General features: G+C 39.5%; 16 protein-coding genes. 6 read left to right on the top strand and 10 right to left on the bottom strand.

The window, feature by feature from the left end:
* Window positions 1–12 precede the first annotated feature (12 nt).
* Genes U0R11_RS13230 through nirB form a run of 4 tightly spaced genes read right to left on the bottom strand, consistent with a single transcriptional unit; the run spans window position 13 to window position 5,672 of the window.
* Window positions 13–1,293, bottom strand: a complete 1,281-nt coding sequence (locus U0R11_RS13230; protein ID WP_406752258.1) for a NarK family nitrate/nitrite MFS transporter — start codon at window positions 1,291–1,293, stop codon at window positions 13–15.
* Between the two features lie 20 nt (window positions 1,294–1,313).
* Window positions 1,314–2,807 (bottom strand): alginate export family protein, encoded by a 1,494-nt coding sequence (locus U0R11_RS13225; protein WP_406752256.1) that lies wholly within the window; start codon window positions 2,805–2,807, stop codon window positions 1,314–1,316.
* Window positions 2,797–3,153: a nitrite reductase small subunit NirD gene (gene nirD / locus U0R11_RS13220; RefSeq protein ID WP_406752255.1), complete on the bottom strand. Its 357-nt coding sequence runs from the start codon at window positions 3,151–3,153 to the stop codon at window positions 2,797–2,799. The genes U0R11_RS13225 and nirD overlap by 11 nt, the downstream gene beginning before the upstream one ends.
* Before the next feature lie 23 nt (window positions 3,154–3,176).
* Window positions 3,177–5,672 (bottom strand): nitrite reductase large subunit NirB, encoded by a 2,496-nt coding sequence (gene nirB, locus U0R11_RS13215; protein WP_406752253.1) that lies wholly within the window; start codon window positions 5,670–5,672, stop codon window positions 3,177–3,179.
* A gap of 450 nt (window positions 5,673–6,122) precedes the next feature.
* Between nirB and cobA the strand changes: the two genes are divergently transcribed.
* Window positions 6,123–6,887 carry a uroporphyrinogen-III C-methyltransferase gene (cobA, locus tag U0R11_RS13210; RefSeq protein ID WP_406752251.1) on the top strand — a complete coding sequence of 255 codons (765 nt, stop codon included), beginning with the start codon at window positions 6,123–6,125 and terminating at the stop codon, window positions 6,885–6,887.
* Between the two features lie 2 nt (window positions 6,888–6,889).
* On the top strand, window positions 6,890–7,447 hold the full coding sequence (locus U0R11_RS13205) for an acyl-CoA thioesterase (RefSeq protein ID WP_406752249.1): 558 nt from the start codon (window positions 6,890–6,892) through the stop codon (window positions 7,445–7,447).
* A gap of 12 nt (window positions 7,448–7,459) precedes the next feature.
* On the opposite strand, the gene U0R11_RS13200 is transcribed toward U0R11_RS13205, so the two are convergent.
* From U0R11_RS13200 to U0R11_RS13185, 4 genes are all read right to left on the bottom strand, one after another.
* Window positions 7,460–8,284, bottom strand: a complete 825-nt coding sequence (locus tag U0R11_RS13200; protein ID WP_406752247.1) for an SGNH/GDSL hydrolase family protein — start codon at window positions 8,282–8,284, stop codon at window positions 7,460–7,462.
* A 202-nt stretch (window positions 8,285–8,486) separates the two neighbouring features.
* Entirely contained in the window at window positions 8,487–9,005 is a 519-nt protein-coding gene (locus U0R11_RS13195; RefSeq protein WP_406752246.1) for a carbohydrate-binding protein, read from the bottom strand.
* 423 nt (window positions 9,006–9,428) lie between these two features.
* Window positions 9,429–9,707, bottom strand: a complete 279-nt coding sequence (locus U0R11_RS13190; protein WP_406752245.1) for an addiction module antidote protein — start codon at window positions 9,705–9,707, stop codon at window positions 9,429–9,431.
* Between the two features lie 3 nt (window positions 9,708–9,710).
* Window positions 9,711–10,010: a type II toxin-antitoxin system RelE/ParE family toxin gene (locus U0R11_RS13185; RefSeq protein ID WP_406752243.1), complete on the bottom strand. Its 300-nt coding sequence runs from the start codon at window positions 10,008–10,010 to the stop codon at window positions 9,711–9,713.
* 353 nt (window positions 10,011–10,363) lie between these two features.
* On the opposite strand from U0R11_RS13185, the gene U0R11_RS13180 reads away from it, so the two are divergent.
* Both U0R11_RS13180 and kbl read left to right on the top strand, forming a co-directional pair.
* Window positions 10,364–11,308, top strand: a complete 945-nt coding sequence (locus U0R11_RS13180; RefSeq protein WP_406752241.1) for an NAD-dependent epimerase/dehydratase family protein — start codon at window positions 10,364–10,366, stop codon at window positions 11,306–11,308.
* A 13-nt stretch (window positions 11,309–11,321) separates the two neighbouring features.
* Window positions 11,322–12,509 carry a glycine C-acetyltransferase gene (gene kbl, locus U0R11_RS13175; RefSeq protein ID WP_406752240.1) on the top strand — a complete coding sequence of 396 codons (1,188 nt, stop codon included), beginning with the start codon at window positions 11,322–11,324 and terminating at the stop codon, window positions 12,507–12,509.
* 105 nt (window positions 12,510–12,614) lie between these two features.
* Here the strand turns inward: kbl and U0R11_RS13170 are convergent, their stop codons facing one another.
* Both U0R11_RS13170 and U0R11_RS13165 read right to left on the bottom strand, forming a co-directional pair.
* Entirely contained in the window at window positions 12,615–15,098 is a 2,484-nt protein-coding gene (locus U0R11_RS13170; protein WP_406752238.1) for a cation-translocating P-type ATPase, read from the bottom strand.
* A gap of 113 nt (window positions 15,099–15,211) precedes the next feature.
* On the bottom strand, window positions 15,212–16,069 hold the full coding sequence (locus tag U0R11_RS13165; protein ID WP_406752236.1) for a glycerophosphodiester phosphodiesterase family protein: 858 nt from the start codon (window positions 16,067–16,069) through the stop codon (window positions 15,212–15,214).
* Between the two features lie 158 nt (window positions 16,070–16,227).
* Here U0R11_RS13165 and U0R11_RS13160 point away from each other — a divergent pair, with 158 nt between their 5' ends.
* Window positions 16,228–17,331, top strand: coding sequence for a Gfo/Idh/MocA family protein (locus U0R11_RS13160; protein ID WP_406752234.1), 1,104 nt, complete (start codon window positions 16,228–16,230; stop codon window positions 17,329–17,331).
* Window positions 17,332–17,368: 37 nt separating this feature from the next.
* Window positions 17,369–18,403 carry a DUF3500 domain-containing protein gene (locus U0R11_RS13155; RefSeq protein ID WP_406752232.1) on the top strand — a complete coding sequence of 345 codons (1,035 nt, stop codon included), beginning with the start codon at window positions 17,369–17,371 and terminating at the stop codon, window positions 18,401–18,403.
* The last annotated feature ends 9 nt before the right edge of the window (window positions 18,404–18,412 follow it).

Genomic DNA, 18,412 nt, shown 5'->3' with positions numbered 1-18,412 from the left:
TTTGGGTATTAATTAAGCCAAATTAAGTTCTAATGCCTTTTTAGGCTCAGAAAAACGAGTAATGAAAATGATCACCGAAATAGCGATGACGATTAATCCGATGTAAGCAAATGCTTGCATGTAAGTGATGTTTTCACTTTTAAATAAAAAGCCAAACAACATACCTCCAACGTTTCCACCTGCGCCCACTATACCACTCACTAATCCTACATTTTTGGCATTTACAAATGGTGTGATGGCATAGGTAGCGCCATTGGCCATTTTTAAGAAAAGAGCAAAACCTATCATGGATAATAAAGCCATGGTTAAATTACCTGCATTGGCAAACATGATTAGGCCAAGGCCTTCCAACAATAACACGGAGGCCAATAATAATCCTTTGCCACGCATTCCATAGGTTTTTCCTACCTTATCAGCAAAAATTCCTCCTAAAGCACGGGCAAAAATATTCATGAAGCCAAAGGCACCTGCACAGATTCCAGCAGTGCTTTGACTAAGGCCATATTCCTGTACAAAATGAAGTGCCGCTACATTGTCAAATGTAATTTCCATGCCAAAACAAACGGCGTATGCCAGAGATAATGCCCAAATTCTCCAATCCTTCAACACCGAATAGTCTGTTTTACTTTTTTGTTCAGCTGTTCTTTCTATTTCATCATAATTACCGGAGGGCGTGTCTTTGGTATAACGGTAATAAATGAATGCCATGATTAACATCAAGATTCCAGGGAAAATCATCGCATATCTCCATGCATCTGCTTTGACATAACCAAAACCGACGATGGCTGAAAATATCAAAGGCATTACCATGTTGGTTATTCCCCCTCCTAAATTCCCCCAACCTCCAGCAACGGCATTGGCTGTTCCTTTAATAGCCGGTGAAAACATGATGGAGGTATGAAATTGTGTAATTACAAAAGAAGCTCCAACAATACTTATGGCCAAACGGAATAATAAGAATGTCTCATAACTATTGGCTAAACCTACACCCATCACCGGTATAGCACCCAATAAAAGTAAAGCTGTATAGGTTTTTCTTGGACCCCAGGTATCACATAAACGACCTATTAATAAACGGGCAATGATTGTCCCTGAAACCGAGGCAATGATGATATTGCCGATTTGAGATTTACTCAAATGCAATGTTTCTTTGATGGTTGGCATGAGCGGAGCCAATCCAAACCAGCCAAAGAAACAAACAAAAAAGGTCATCCAAGTGATGTGAAACGTACGCATTTGCACGCATTTGAATGAAAAAACATTCAATTTTTCGAGAGGTTTGATCGTATTCATCAGATTAATATTTAGGTGGATTATAAAAGGATATTTAATTGCAAATAGGCCCAATGCGCATTTTTACTACTAGAACCTGGGCTTAGTGATTTAGCATATTCCATGGAATCGCTGGCAGTAAGTGCACATAATCCCAAGTCCAACTGACAGGACTTGTTTAAGGTATAAGTACTTATCCAGTCTAGCTCCATCCCTAAATAGGCATCTAAAGGCCGCCCATCCACTTGTTTTTGTTGATTGGCTAAGGCAAAATAATGCAGGTCAAATCCTGTACTAAATCGCTTATTGGAGGAGATGTATTTTGCTTTGGCATAGACATTGGATAAACCTCCCAATGGTGAGCCTGTGGCTACATAGAAATAATCCATGTATCCCCAAAATTTATGAGGCGTACCATACAATGGATCAAAACGATGATTCACTTTAGAGCTAGAAAACGCATCATTTCCAGAGACATAGTCCCAACCCAGCGTATAAGCCCATTTTTTATGTTGGATGCTTACTGCCAATGTAGAAGTAAAAGCGTCTAGCGTTAATCCCTCTTTGTCATGTCCTGATTGATAAAAAAAGCCTGCATTCAACTGCACTTTTTTTGATTTTTCTAACATGGACGTTAAAGTCAAGCCATAGGTAAAGCGAGCATGATTTAAAGATGAATGATACTTTCTACCAAACACATAACCTGTATCTTTCCCCGCCACATTTCGGGTAGAGTCAGAGGTATATGCCCCAAATTGATCACTCAGAAATAAACCTGTCAGCTTGCTACTGGAGAAGCTTTTCGACAGATATAAAAATTGCAAGGATTTATAATTTTGCCCCAGAGCATTGGTGCTTGGTGGATTTAATACAGCCAAAGCCCCAGATTTACTAGAATAGCCTTGGGCATTGACGGTTGGGATCATTCCTGATGGACTCGCCACTAAATTTCCCTTGCTGTCTTTGATATAAGGCAGTACATTCGCTGGCGTATAATAAGTGCCATCATACTGAAAGGCATCAGTATTTTGATTAAATGCCAAACCTAAGTCAGCACGCCATCCGTGGTGCAACATTTTTAAAACCATGGCATCATGCCTACGAGCCTGCTGTAACCAATCCAGATTTCCTAATAATCGAGAATCATCATACAACAGCTCTTGTCGACCTACTTTCAAGGCCAAATGATCCACCCATTTAGGCAAAGTACTGTCCGACTTATTAATTAAAGTGATTTCAGCCCAGGCTTCATGTACACCCAACTTACTACCATCATTTGCTGAAATGCTTGAAGCATCTTGTCCCCAAACCCGTACATCTTGAAGGCTCGCTTGAAATTGTACCCGACTGCTTTTATAGGCAGCCGTAAGTCTTGTTCTTTGAGAAGTAAAAAAGGCTGGGGTTGCCGATTTCAAACGTAAGTTTCCAACGCCGTCCCGATACTCCGAACGCGTTCTTAGTTGACCCGAAAATGACAATTGCGCCATCATGGGACTACTGATCCAGAAAAAAAGAAATAGTAATTTATACTTCATGGCTATCCAAAAAAATGTACACAGATTCATCTTTGATCATGACCGAGTAGGTCTTGATGGCCTCCACATCGCCCGATAAACATGCACCTGTTTTAAGGGAAAAAGTCTTCTTGTGAAATGGACAAGCCACCTTGGGTTCTTCCCCTTGTGAGCCGATCATTCCCCGACTTAGGGCCATTTGTTGACGATGTGGACATTCATTTTGAGTAGCGTACCACTCCCCTCTACGGGCAAAATGAAATAAGGCAATTTGTTGGTCTTTTACTTTGACACAAACACCTCCATTTTCTGGAACATCTTGCACCTGGCAAGCGAGGAACCATGTTTTATTCATTGTCTCTACCATTTCTTTACTTTTAGGCTATGTTATTAACTCCAGGCTTTCGCCTTCTTTTGATCACGTAAAACTTCAAAATCCACAGTGGGGTCTTTTTCTTCAGGGGCATTCACAAAATGACTGAATCGCTTTCTGAATTCGGGATTTTCTACGGCGGCTTTCCACTCACAGACATAATTATCTACCAGCTTTTGCATTTCGCTTTCTAATTCCTCCGCTAATCCTAGGCTGTCATTGACCACCACATTGCGTAGGTAGTCGATCCCTCCTTCCAATTTATTTAACCATGTGGCGGTGCGGGTTAATGGGTCAGCTGTTTTAATATAAAACATTAAGAAGCGGTCGATGTAACGAATGCAAGTTTCTGAATCAATATCACTAGCTAATAATAGGGCATGCTGAGGCTTAGAACCCCCGTTTCCACATACATGTAGGTTCCATCCTTTTTCAGTGGCAATGATACCAAAGTCCTTACTTTGAGCCTCCGCACATTCGCGTATACATCCAGAAACACCACCTTTGATTTTATGTGGGGCTCTTATTCCCCGATACCTTTCTTCAATTTGAATGGCAAAGCTGACAGAATCATGTAGGCCAAATCGACACCAGGTGCTACCCACGCAACTTTTAACCGTGCGCAATGCCTTTCCATAAGCATGTCCACTTTCAAAACCCGCCTCAATGAGTTTTTCCCATATAGCAGGTAGATCCGTTAAGTGGGCACCAAACAAATCAATGCGCTGACCACCCGTAATTTTGGTATAGAGATTATATTCCTTAGCTACTTCCCCAATGACGATGAGCTTATCAGGGGTAATTTCCCCACCCGGAATACGCGGCACAACAGAATAAGTTCCCCCTTTTTGAATATTGGCCAAGAAACGATCATTGCTATCTTGGGCTGTATCATTTCCCTTATCCAAAATCATTTCATTCCATAAACTCGCTATCAAAGAAGCTACCAAAGGTTTACAAACTTCACAACCGTCACCATGGCCATGCGCAGAAAGCACCTCATCATAAGAACGTAAGTTGTGTAAATGGACTAAATCCAAAAGCTCTTGTCGAGAGTAATCAAAGTGCTCACAAATGACATTTCGTACGTAGATGCCTTGCGACTTCAAGGTATGATTTACGATATCTTTGACCATAGGTACGCAACCGCCACAACCCGTACCTGCTTTGGTGCATTTCTTGATGGCTTCTATATTTTCGGCACCATTGAGGACATGGGAACAAATATCACCTTTGCTTACTGCCTCACAACTACAGATCATGGCATCATCTGGCAAACTAAGTACTCCAGCTCCACCTTCTGATTCCCCACCTCGAGAACCTAAGATGATATCTTCTGGATTTGGAGGAAGTACCACTTGATTTTTACAGGTTTGCAAGAGCATGTTGTATTGTTCTGCATCACCAATCAAAATACCACCTAATAGCGTTTTTCCATCAGCACTGATATTGACACGTTTATATATTCCCTTATTTCGATCTTCCAACACAATACTCCTTACCTCTCCATCCGAAGCAAAAGGATCTCCAAAGCTGGCTACATCAATCCCAATCAATTTCAGTTTGGTACTCATATCAAATCCAGTAAACTGCTTGTCGGAACCTAATAAAGTAGCGATGGCCACTTCAGCCATTTCATAGCCTGGAGCTACTAAACCATAAATCATTCCTTCATAAAGCGCACATTCACCAATGGCCAAAATATGTGGGTCAGAAGTCAGCATGTGCGAATCCACCAAAATACCCCCTCGAGGCCCAGTGGCTAAACCGGCACTTTTTGCCAATTCATCCCGAGGTTTAATCCCAGCCGAAATCACGAGCATATCTACATCCAAAACTTGTTCATTTTGAAAGCGCATACCGCTGATTTTATCGGAACCCGTAATTTCTAGGGTATTCGTCGAGGTCAAAATATGTAAACCTATCGATTCCAACTTAGCTTGTAACAAGGTAGATCCAGCCTCATCAATTTGCCTCGGCATTAAGCGAGGAGCAAACTCAATCACATGGGTATCTGTCACACCCAGATCAATCATGGCCTTGGCGGCTTCTAAACCCAAAAGCCCTCCTCCAATCACAGCACCTTTTTTAGCTTTAGGAGCCCAGTCACGCATCATTTCCAAATCTTCAATGGTACGGTAAATGAATACCCCATCTTTTTCAACCCCAGGAATAGGCGGAACAAAGGCCGATGATCCCGTTGCAAAAACTAAGTAATCATAGGATTCAGTGATTCCTGCATGAGAGCTAACGGTCTTATTTTCACAATCCAACTGCATGATGGGATCACCCGTATAAAGTTTAATTCCATGTTCCTCATACCAAGTAGCTGGTGCCATTTCTAAATCCTGAGCAGACTTTCCAGAGAAAAACTCACTGAGGTGAACTCGGTCATAAGCAGGCCTTATTTCCTCTCCAAATACGATGAGTTCTATGCCTTGTGGATTTTTCGCCATGAGCTTTTCGCAAAACTTATAGCCAACCATACCATTGCCAATGATGATAATTTTCATGATGCTTGATTTTACAATGTGGTAATAAAATTTGACCAGAAAAAATTGAACTATTCCAATTTATTCTTGACAATTATGTGTCATTGTTGATGAGAAACAAAATAGTATTTGAGCCACTATTTCATTTTGGAACATTTTGAAAAATTCCTTAAAATGCTAAAAAAGGACAATTGTTTGTATATAAATGCTTTTATCTGTTGCAAATATTGTCTTTCAAAAAATACAAAACAAGTAATTTGTGTTAAATATTTTACCTTATTTTGTTTATTATTCGGTTTTTAATAAAAAATTGATTCATTTTTAAACTTGTTTTTAAGTATTTTGCAAAATAATTACAATAAATAGATAAAAATTAAACTTAGCTACTTAGATTTACAAAGAAATCGTTGAAAAGCATTATCAGACTTCTTTAAAAATTGTATTTAATAAAGAAACAAACCAAAACCAACCATGCCTACAAAACGTTTATTTCTGGTCGGAGCTGGTCCCGGCGACCCTGAATTAATCACCTTGAAAGCGATAAGAATTCTACAAGAGGCCGATGTGATTCTCTATGATGCATTAGCCAACCCAGCCTTATTGTCCTATGCCAAACCATCATGTCATTTGGAATTTGTAGGAAAAAGATTTGGATGTCATACCTTGTCACAACAAGAAATCAATCTACGAATCATGGAACTTTCGCAACAGTATACGCGGATTGTTCGCTTAAAAGGTGGCGACCCCTTTGTATTCGGTAGAGCACAAGAAGAGATTGAAGCCGCAGAATCGGCAGGAATGGAAGTCGAAATTATACCGGGAATATCCAGCGCATTGGCTGTTCCTGCTTCTCAAAGAATCCCATTGACTTGTCGGGGAATCAACGAAAGTTTTTGGGTCACAACAGGTACTACGGCTCAGGGAGAAATTTCACCAGATATTTTTTGGGCTGCTCAATCCTCTGCTACTGTTATCATATTAATGGCCATGAGCAAATTAGAAGCCATTATGGATATATTTCAACAATGCGGCAAAAGCAAAACACCTGTAGCCATCATTCAAAACGGCACTCGACCCGATGAAAAAATGGTTATTGGGACTACTCGAGACATTCAATTTAAAGTAGAAAATGCAGGAATCAGCAATCCTGCCATCATCATCGTTGGTGAGGTTGTCAAGCTACATCGCACGCACCTTTCTTCCATCATTCAAGAAGCTACCCTAAAGCAGTCATAAACATGCCTACTCAATTACAAAAAAGTGTCATGGATTCAGAAACCATTTACACGGAGCTTATGATACCTTCCTATGCCAATTTTGGTGGAAAAATCCATGGTGGGATCTTACTTTCCCTCATGGACAAGGTTGCCTTTATTTGTGCTTCCAAACACAGCGGACAGTATTGTGTTACGGTAGCCGTGGAAGGGGTTGAGTTCAAACAAGTGGTAGAAGTCGGCGAATTAGTCACCATCAAAGCTTCCATCATTTATGTGGGCAAAACGACCATGATTGTGGGCATGCGCGTGGAATCTTTCAAACCTACGGATGGCATCGTGCGACATACCAATTCATGTTATTTCACCATGGCCGCTAAAGATGCGGAAGGAAAGCTCACCTCGGTCCCCGGGATTATCTTAGAAAATGAAGTACAGCTTCGTCGATTTTGTAAAGGTAAAATCATCAGAAAACTCTCTTTAGAAAAAAGAGAACTATTAAAAACAGCTGTTAAGGACCAGCAATTCCATGAATTAAAAGCGGAATGTCAGGAATCAGACAAATGCTTTTTAACCCTTTAGATTAGCCTAGACTTACCACTTTTTAAATATCTTCACCAGCTCTTTGGTGATCATTTCATAACCCTTATCAGCAGGATGAAGGCCATCATACGTTACTTGGGAGGCCTCCACGGGATATGGATATTCGTCGCTAGCTGGATTAAATGGCACATCCACATATTCTGGGTATGAAAACTTTTTGTAGTTTCCTGTAGCCGGATCTTTCAGGTATTTAAAATGTACTAATTTGGCATGATCCATGCCTTTTTTGTGGTATAGATCCACCACCGGAATGCCTTCAAACTTAGCTATGGCTACAATCGCATCCGCAAACTGTTCCAATCGCTGGCCATTTTTCTCTTTATATGAACCAAAGGCATTATTCTTAAAATTATTGATGTACACAAAATCCACTCGCTGCATGGGTGTAATCAAGACTATTTTAGCCTGGGGATTTAGGCTTCTTAACTTATTCATGATTACCCGAAATGATCCTTGAACGGTAGCCACACCCGTATTGTTTTCATAATCTGCCCATGCCCCCAATGGCTTAGAACCCCACCAATCATTGGTTCCTAAAAAAACGCTGTATACATCGGCTACTGGAATATTCAACTTTTCAATATCGATAGCAATTTTTACGGCCGTCCAGCCATTATAGCCTTTGTTGACATACTTAAACTGTGGCAAACGCTCCACGACCCCTGTCATATATCCCTTCGTGATTCTATTTCCTGTTTCATTGGGGTGTTCATTCAAATAGGTGATGGAGTCTCCTATAGCTACCCAGGTAATTTCTTTGGGCGTAAAAGAACTTTGGAATAATAGGATGACAAAGAGGATGATACACTTTTTCATGATGGAATGTTAATAGATTGTATAGAATAAAACCTTTCATGGTTTCCCTAGGTCTCAATATTGGGTAAATTTAGATACTATTCAAATTTCTTAGCAGGAAATAAATTAGATACTAGCGGATCGACATTTGACTTAGATCTAGTTCATTTTGCCATGAAAATAGTGGGGTGAATTCGCAAGCTTTAATTTGCTCTACAAGATATCACCTCAAAATAATTTCTCTTAAATCCAATAGGGCACCACTTGCTTTAAATTGAGTCTTGGATTTAAATACGATTTTTTGAACACCTTGATTCAAATGGATTTTTCCCGCTCCTAAGGTTTTATAGGTTTCCCAGTTGCCACTTGGAAGCACTTTTCCCAGCAATTGAGATGTTGGACTTATTAAGATAAATTCTTTTCCAGCTTCGGCATTATCCACAGAATAGATGATGTCCACTTGATAATCACCGGTTTTCTTTACGTCCACTTCCCATTCTACTCGGTCTTTAGAAGTAAACCAACCAAAAGCTTGATACTCGGGCATGAATTTAATATCGGAACCTATCGCTTTACCTTTGGCAGCAGTTAAATGATAAGCACCTTTGATATTCTTGTCAATACGAGTTGGACGATTTACCTGAAAGCCTTTTTTAGGCGTGCTTTGCTGGTTGGAATAACCGAAATATGGGGAATAAAGTCCACCAAAGAGCCAAGTGAACAGTAAAATAGCATGTAACATGATGATTGATTAAGGTTTAGAATTCATTTAAAATTAACCAATATTCTGAATAGTCCATAGGTTCAGGCTTGTCAACCTTGGGATTCTTTAATATTTTCCCGTCCTTGCAGAAAATATGAAACTTTCTAACCTTTACAGATATGGCCAAGGGAATGAATTCCAAAAAAACCGAGAAAAAAGAAGCTACTAAAACTCCTAAGGAGAAAAAGGACGCTAAAAAGGAGAAAAAAAATAAGTCAAGCTATTGAAGCTGAGGAATTTTTCTTCATTTAACCCCTATTAAAAACGTAAAAAAACACCCTTCAAACCAAATGGAGGGTGCTTTTTTTGTTCAAATCTTGATGACTAAACAACATGAATACCAACTAAAATCACCTAGTTAGTTTAATGAATTCAGATTGATTAGTTCGGTGTCAATAATACCTAAATTGAATTTATTTGCAGTTGTCCACCAAACGCTCTTAAAACTTTCATAATAGTCTCAAATTGAGGCTTTGAACCATCAGATAAAGCTTTGTATAAGCTCGGTCTACTTAATCCAGTTTCATTGGCAATTTTTGTCATTCCTACAGATTTTGCAATTTGTCCAAGGGCTGTAATGACATCGGAATCGTTTCCTTCAGCCAAAACTACATTTAGATACTCTATGATCGTTTCTTTACTATCTAAATAGTCTGCAACATCAAATTTCGTAGTTTTCATTTTTTATTTCTTTAAACTTTTTAACATATCTTTTGCCTTTTCAATATCTTTCTGTTGGGTTGATTTATCTCCACCTATGAGCAGAAAAATAATTTTACAATCTACTACTGTAAAATATACACGGTAACCCTTTGCATAGTCGATTTTCAATTCACGTATTCCGTTACCAACGGATTCACAATCTCCAAAATATCCATAAGTCTCCATTTTTTGAATGCGAATCAATATTTTTGCTTTGGCTCTTAAATCATTTAATTTTCTAAGCCATTTGTCAAAATTAGCGGTTTTTTCGATGATGTACATTCAACAATTTGTATCCAATTGGATACAAATCTACAAAAAACAAGCTACTCAAAATAGCATACATTCAAAATTATAAGTCTGGCTTATATTTTTGCTAACTGATATTGAATGAATTTAGATGGTTTTAAAAATATAAAGAGACTTCTCAATGATCGTATTCGAAGATAATAAAAACTTGAACCACATGAATTCCTTAAATGGTAATCAATTAGATTAAAATATTTAAGGGTAAATCATTAATCTCCGCGCTACATAGGTCATCCTTTTACCTTTTCCATGTTTTTTCCGTTCGAGTTTAGACACAATGGACTCACATTTTTTCTACCTTTGCTTATCTACTCATCAACAAGCACATGTCAGAAAAAATATTGGTTTTGGGTTCCAATGGCCAGATTGGCACCGAACTAGTCAACTCCTTACGAAAAGCTTATCACAACGATAACGTAGTGGCCTGCGATATCCGCCGTCCTGATTACGAAACATTACATGCTGGTCCCTTTGAATTTGTCAATGTCCTAGACAAAGACATGCTCAAAGACATCTATCAAAAATATCAACCAACGCAAGTCTATTTACTGGCCGCATTATTGTCAGCCACTGGGGAGCAAAACCCTAAGTTGGCTTGGGATTTGAACATGAACGGCTTGTTGAATGTCTTGGACTTTTCACTAGCATATAAAACGTCCAAAGTATACTGGCCAAGTTCCATTGCCGTCTTTGGCCCGAATTCCCCCAAACAACAAACTCCACAGTACTGCACCATGGACCCCAATACGGTGTATGGAATTAGTAAATTAGCGGGCGAACGCTGGTGTGAATACTACCACCAAAAGTATCAGCTGGATGTCAGAAGTATACGCTATCCTGGCTTAATTTCTTGGAAAGCCGCTCCGGGAGGAGGCACAACGGACTATGCCATTCATATCTTTCATGAGGCATTGAAAAAAGGCTCCTATTCTTCTTTTTTATCGGAAGGAACCGAATTGCCCATGATGTACATGGAAGATGCCATCCGAGGAACGATCGAACTGATGGATGCACCAGCCAATAAAATTCATATTCGCTCCAGTTATAATTTTGCAGGATTAAGTTTTACCCCTGAAATGCTAGCTGAAGAAATCCGAAAGCATATTCCTCATTTTCAACTGAAATATGCTTCACATGACCCAAGACAAGCCATTGCTGATTCATGGCCTGCCTCCATTGACGATCAGTTTGCTCAGCAAGATTGGGGCTGGAAACCCGATTATGATTTAAGCAAATTAACCCAAGACATGATAAATAACCTCAGAAAATAATACATCCCCGATTATGTACCAAACCTTACAAGGACCTCTACAAGAAGAAATACAATCCATCAAGGAAGCTGGATTATTCAAGATAGAACGCATCATTAGCAGCCCACAAGGAGCTGATATTCAATTGAATACTGGCCAAGAAGTCATTAATTTCTGTGCCAACAATTATTTGGGATTATCCTCACATCCAAGGGTCATCGAGGCGGCAAAAAAAGGCATTGATTCTCATGGATTTGGATTATCGTCGGTTCGGTTTATTTGTGGCACCCAGGATATACATAAAACACTGGAAAGAAAGATTTCTGAATTTTTAGGAACAGAAGACACCATTTTATATGCAGCGGCTTTTGATGCCAATGGGGGAGCTTTCGAACCCTTATTTTCGGCAGAAGATGCTATTATTTCAGATGAATTAAACCATGCTTCCATCATTGATGGGGTACGCTTATGCAAAGCCCAACGCTTCCGCTATAAGAATATCGATATGGAAGATCTGGAAAAGCAATTAATTGCCGCACAAGGATGCCGTCACCGAATTATTGTTAGTGATGGCGCCTTTTCCATGGACGGTTCTGTAGCTCCTTTGGATAAAATTTGTGATTTAGCTGACAAGTACAAAGCCTTGGTGATGATTGATGAATGTCATGCCAGTGGATTTATTGGTCAAACTGGAAGAGGAACGCATGAGCATTTTAATGTCATGGGCCGCATTGATATCATTACGGGAACTTTAGGAAAAGCCTTAGGTGGTGCTTCCGGAGGATTTACTTCGGGCAGAAAAGAGATTATTGAATTATTACGTCAACGTTCCAGGCCCTATTTATTTTCCAATACCTTGGCTCCTGCTATTACAGCGGCCTCCATTGAAGTTTTGGATTTATTAACGGAGTCAACAGCCTTGCGCGATAAATTAGCAGAAAATACGGCTTATTTCCGTGAGAAAATGACCGCAGCAGGTTTTGATATCAAACCAGGATTCCATCCTATTGTACCTGTCATGTTGTACGATGCCAAAATTGCTCAGACATTTGCTGCTCGCATGTTGGAAGAGGGTATCTATGTCGTTGGATTCTTTTACCCAGTTGTAGCTCAAGGAAAAGCTAGAATTCGTGTTCAACTTTCTGCTGCCCATGATAACTCGCATTTAGATAAAGCCATAGCTGCTTTTACCAAGGTAGGAAAGGAATTAGGGGTGATTTAGGGATGAAGAATGTAGAATTAGGAATGTAGAATTTAGAGGTAGATAATAGTTATGGGTGTCTTTCCCTAATAACTAACCCCTATTCCACAATTTATAATGCATCGTTTACAATTTCCCCCTCCCCCATTTAACCAGTTCTAGCGTAGCCAATAGACTGCATGAAGTTATGAGTACTAATTTAAAATGTGCGAATCCTGGAAATTCAAAGCTGAATAAACTTTGGAGATATGGAACATAAACAATAAGCAAAAGGACAACAATAGCCGTTATCGAAACAATCAAAGCCATGGCATTCCGCTCGATGAAAACATGGATAAAACTACGGGTATTCGACAAACTGGAATAAATAAAAAAGATATTCCCAATAATCAAGGCCGAGAAACTAATGGCTCTAATTTCATTATCGGTATGCCCTTCTTTCCAAGAAAACCAGAAGACTACCAAAACTGTACTGAGCAATAATAATCCTCGGACAATTGACCTAAATAATAGTTTAAACCCAAAAAATGTAGCTCGAACATCCCGAGGAGGCCTAGACATAATGGATTTTTCCTCTACCTCAGATTCAAAAGCAACCGAACAAATTGGATCTATGATCATTTCTAAAAACACGATATGCAAAGGCAACAAAAGCAATGGCATGAATTCAAACATGGCGGGCAACAAGGTTAAGCCAATGATGGGAATATGGATAGAAATAATGTATGACATGGCTTTTTGAAGGTTATCAAAAATCCTTCTACCTGATCGGATAGCTGCCACAATGGAGGCAAAATTATCATCCAATAAAACCAAAGAGGAGGCTTCTCTCGCCACATCCGTACCTTTGTTTCCCATAGCAATGCCAATATGAGCAGCTTTTAAAGCTGGGGCATCATTGACTCCGTCACCAGTCATGGCAACTACTTCATGGTTTTGCTTCAATGCATTGACGATCCGTAATTTCTGATCAGGTTTTATTCGAGCAAAAACCGAATAATCTCCAATACATCGTTTCAGTTCCTCATCACTCAATTGCAGTAATTCTTCGCCAGTAAGTACCTGGTCAGCATTCCGCAGTCCAATCTGCTTAGCTATACTACTGGCTGTTTGGGGATAATCTCCCGTAATCATGTTAACTTTTATTCCAGCATCCATACATTCCTGTATGGCCTGAGGTACCTCTGGTCGAATTGGGTCTTGTAATCCGATAAGTCCCAAAAATTGACAAGTCAAGTTTTTTTGTTGATCTGGCAAATCTCCCTTTAATATCCCTGTTTGAGCAACAGCAATAACACGGAGCGCTTGGGAAGCCATTTTCCCTAAAGCTTCCTCTAGCTTCTCTCGTTCCTCTCCATCGATTTGACATAAGTTAAAGATTGCTTCTGGGGCACCTTTCGTATAGCCTACTTGAATAGCCTGATCTAATTGGTACACCTGAGTCATAGCTAATAAATCCGTACTTAGTGGATATTCGCGCACCAATGGTAATATGGAAGAAACTTCAGCTCCTAAACTTTGTTTGGTCTGAAAAATAGCCACTTCCATAGGATCTAGGGAAGAAGCATGGGAGGCTAGTTCAGCTGCATAAATCAAGGACTGAATCTTAGCTTTTTCTAGAAGAAAATCTGCTTCATTTACAAATTGACCATCAAGAAACAGCTGCATGATCTGCATTCTATTTTGGGTAATGGTACCAGTTTTATCACTGCACAATACCGTAGTAGAACCCAAGGTTTCAATCGCAGATGGATTGCGAGTTAATACTTGGATTTTGGATAAACGCCAAGCTCCAATGGCCAAAAAAACAGTGAATACAACGGGAAACTCTTCAGGTAAAATGGCAATGGAAGTAGATAATGCATTGAGAATCGACTTCACTAATCCTCCTCTTGAAAGATAAAATGCTAAGAATACAGCTAAACTAATTCCTACTCCTATCCAAAGTAAAGAGCGAATCAATTTCTTCATTTCTATTTGAAGTCGTGTTTCCCCTGAACTCAAGTTACTTAAACTTGTTCCAATCTTGCCAAGTTGAGTATAAACTCCCGTTTCTGTAACTTCTGCCAAAGCTCGTCCTTGAACGATCATGGTACCACTAAAAACCATGCCAATATCTTCTGCTGTGTTCAGCTTTTTTTGCACGGCTACAGACTCCCCCGTGAGCATGGATTCATCGATCATCAAATTATTGATTTCCAACAAACGTGCATCGGCAGGTATGCGGTCTCCTTCAGATAAAGACAAAATATCACAAGGAACTACCTCTCTACCTGGGATTCGGACTACTTGTTGATTTCGAATAACTTTGGCTCTGGGTGAAGAAAGATTCTTCAGTTTCTCCAAAGCCCTTTCCGTCTTTTGATATTGGTAAAAAGTAATGAAAATGATGACCAAAATAAAGCTCATCAACATCATTCCTTCGCGGTAATCTCCCAATACCATATATAGTAAACTGCTGAAAATCAGTAAAATAAACATAGGTTCTCGAATAACTTCTAACACGATTACCCAGATATTTTTCTTGTCCTGCCCAGGCAATTCATTATAGCCAAATCGATCTAATCGTTGAGCTACTTCTGAATCAGATAAACCTGGCCGCATTTCCATGGAAAGGAGATTATTAGAGATTAGGGGGAATGCAGAATTAGGAATGTAGAATGTAGAATGTAGGGGAAGGTAATAGTTATGGGTGTCTTTCCCTAATAACTATTACCTAATAACTACCTATACTTTCCTTGGCTTTTCAAATATTCCTTCAATTTGGCGGGTTGATCCGTTTGAATCATATTGGCTCCATATTTCAATACTTCTTCAAAAGCTTGGGGCTGTTGGGCTGCTTTAAAATCCACGGCTCCCAAAGCATTGATCCAAACACGAGCAGGTATTTGCTTAATGGCTTTCACCACTTCGGGGCTATAATGACTTGGATCGATATGGACCGCATGAGGTTTAGCTCCCGAGGCCACTAATTTTTTTACAGCTTCCTCATTTTCTGTTCGAATCATGATTTGGAAGTTTTTATTCTTCTTTTGTAACATCACCACTTCCTCCGGTTCATACACAAAAAAGAAACAGTTTTTCTCCATCTTCATCCGATTAACCAATACAATAATGGAATCTAAGGTGGCATCATCTTTGATATCTAAATCAATCAAAATCTTTCCCTTCGCCAATTGAAATGCCTCTTCTAGTGTGGGGATTTGCTCATTGGTCACTTGCTCACGATGTTTCAATCGCAATTTTCTAATTTCTTCAAAAGTAAAATCCGATACCAATCCTTTGGCATTGGTAGTTCTGTCTACTTTTTTATCATGCATCAACACCATTTTTCGATCTTTGGTAAAGCGCACATCCAATTCCATGATATCAACACCTAGTTCCATCGTTTTTTTCAAGGCTGCCATTGAATTTTCAGGTTCTTCCAAATGAGCTCCACGGTGAGCGGCAATCATCACCAAAGGTTCTTGAGTATTCAGGTATGACTTTTGAATTTTCTTGAAATATTCGCTGCTTTTTTGAGCGTGAATAGATGACACGAAAAGGCACAAGAATAGGCCTACGAAATAGGTGATTTTCATTATTTTAAACTAGGTTTAGGTAATTAATTAAAACAAAAGTAGCTCATATTGCGCAGAAAGCGTATTAACACAGGATAAAATAAAATTGCATTCGTTTTATCTTTTATTTCTTTAGTTTTAAGGCATTAAATATCACCTATTTAAAAATTAATCACCCCATGAGTTCACGTCGTAATTTTATTCAAATGGTCTCGGCCCCTTTGATCGCCATGCCCTTTATTTCTCAAGCAGCATCAAGTCAAGACTACACCATAGAAGATGGTCCTATCTTAAAAGTAGCATTATTAGGTTTGGGAGGATATGCCAATATCGTGGCCAAAGCCATGCAAAACTGTAAAAGAGCCAAAATAACGGCTTTAATCAGTGGTACACCCAGCAAATTAGACCAATGGGGAGAAAAATACAGTGTTCCTCAAAGTCATCGTTTTTCCTATGACGAATTAGATAAAATCAAAAATAACCCAGACATCGATGCGGTGTACATCATGACTCCCAACCTTCGTCACCCTGAATTTGCGATCAAAGTTGCCCAATTAGGGAAACATGTAATCAGCGAAAAACCCATGGCCACCAATGTGAAGGATGCACAACGCATGATTGATGCCTGTAAAAAAGCAGGGGTAAAATTATTGGTAGGTTACCGCATGCACTTTGAACCAAATACCCTAGAAATAATCAAGAAAAGAGAAGCTGGAGAATTTGGCAAAATCTTATTCTTCCAAGGTTTATCAGGCTTTATCATAGGAGATCCTAAACAGTGGCGATTGAACAAACAGTTGGCAGGTGGAGGCTCCATGATGGACATTGGTATCTATTCCATTAACGGAGCTCGCTACATGGTGGGTGAAGAACCAATCTGGGTGACTGCCCAAGAAACAAAAACTGATTCAGAGAAATTCAAAGAAGGAGTAGATGAAACCATCCAATTCCAAATGGGCTTCCCAAGTGGGGCTGTGGCGTCTTGTCTTTCCACCTATGCGCTCAATAATTTGGATAAGTTTTACCTCAATGGGACCAAAGGATTTGCCGAAATGATGCCTTCTACTGGGTATGGACCTATCAAAGCCAAGACCAACAAAGGGGAATTGAGCTACCCACATGTCACGCATCAAACCATACAAATGGATGAATTCGCAGCTATGATACATGATGGTAAAACTCCCAAGGTTCCCGTAGATGGAGAAGAAGGTTTGAAAGATATGAAAATCATTGAAGCGATTTTTGAAGCGGTAAAATCCGGCAAAAGAGTAGCCATAAAATAAACCCACACTTTGCAATAGACCTCAAACAACCATTTACATGAAAAGAAGATTTATTTTATTCATGAGCTGTATCAGCATTGCGGCATTCCCTTTGCTGAGTCTAGCCCAGACCGACAGCCCAGGGGTACAAAAAGCCATGGCTTTTATCCAGTCGCTAAACGATGCCCAAAAAAGTAGAGCGTTATATTCCTTTGATGCGGTGACTCGATTCAACTGGCACTTCTTGCCTCCTACCATGGTAGCACGCCATGGTACTGTGGTGAAGGACATGGATGCCAATCAGAAACAATTACTTTATGATTTCATGCAAGTATATTTAAGCGAAAAAGGCTTCAAGAAAACCCGTGACATCATGGATTTCGAGTATTATTTGAAAGAGATTCAACCCAAAAATCCGAGTCGTATTCCTGAAAATCAATTTGTGGCATTTTATGGAGACCCGAGCAAAGACAAAGTTTGGGGATGGAAATTTGGAGGACATCACCTTGCATTAAACTTCACGGTGGTGAATGATAAGCTCTCTTATGCCCCATTTTTCTTTGGGGTTTATCCAGCAGAGGCAGAAAGCGGTGAAAGAAAAGGAACTCGATTAATGAAGGAGGAAGAAGATATGGCTTTAGAATTAATTAACTCCATGTCAGATAAACAAAAAGCTAAAGCCATATTTAGTCTCTCCACTTTCAACGAAGTGGTAACTACCAATTCCGTTCATGTAGGTCCATTACCAGATGAGGGTATTTCGGTGAAAGATATGAATAGCCAACAAAAGGCTAGCTTGAATCAATTGATCATGCACTATTTATCAGCCATGCCTCCCAAAATTGCCGAGATGCGCCTAAAACATATTGCGAATGAAGACTTCAATTCAGTCAAATTTGCTTGGGCAGGCAATACAGAACGTAAAAAAGCGCATTATTACCGCATACAGGGGAAATCTTTCTTAGTTGAATTTGATAATACGCAAGATAATGCCAACCACATCCATACGGTTTGGCGGGATTTCCGAGGTGATTTTGGTACGGATTTATTGAAAGAACATTATATGACGGCAGAGCATCATCAGCATAAATAATCAAAAAGG

The organism is Aquirufa salirivi, assembly GCF_045310485.1.
Lineage (GTDB): Bacteria > Bacteroidota > Bacteroidia > Cytophagales > Spirosomataceae > Aquirufa > Aquirufa salirivi.
Note: the sequence above shows the minus strand (reverse complement) of the source record. Positions and strands in the feature narration are given on the sequence as shown.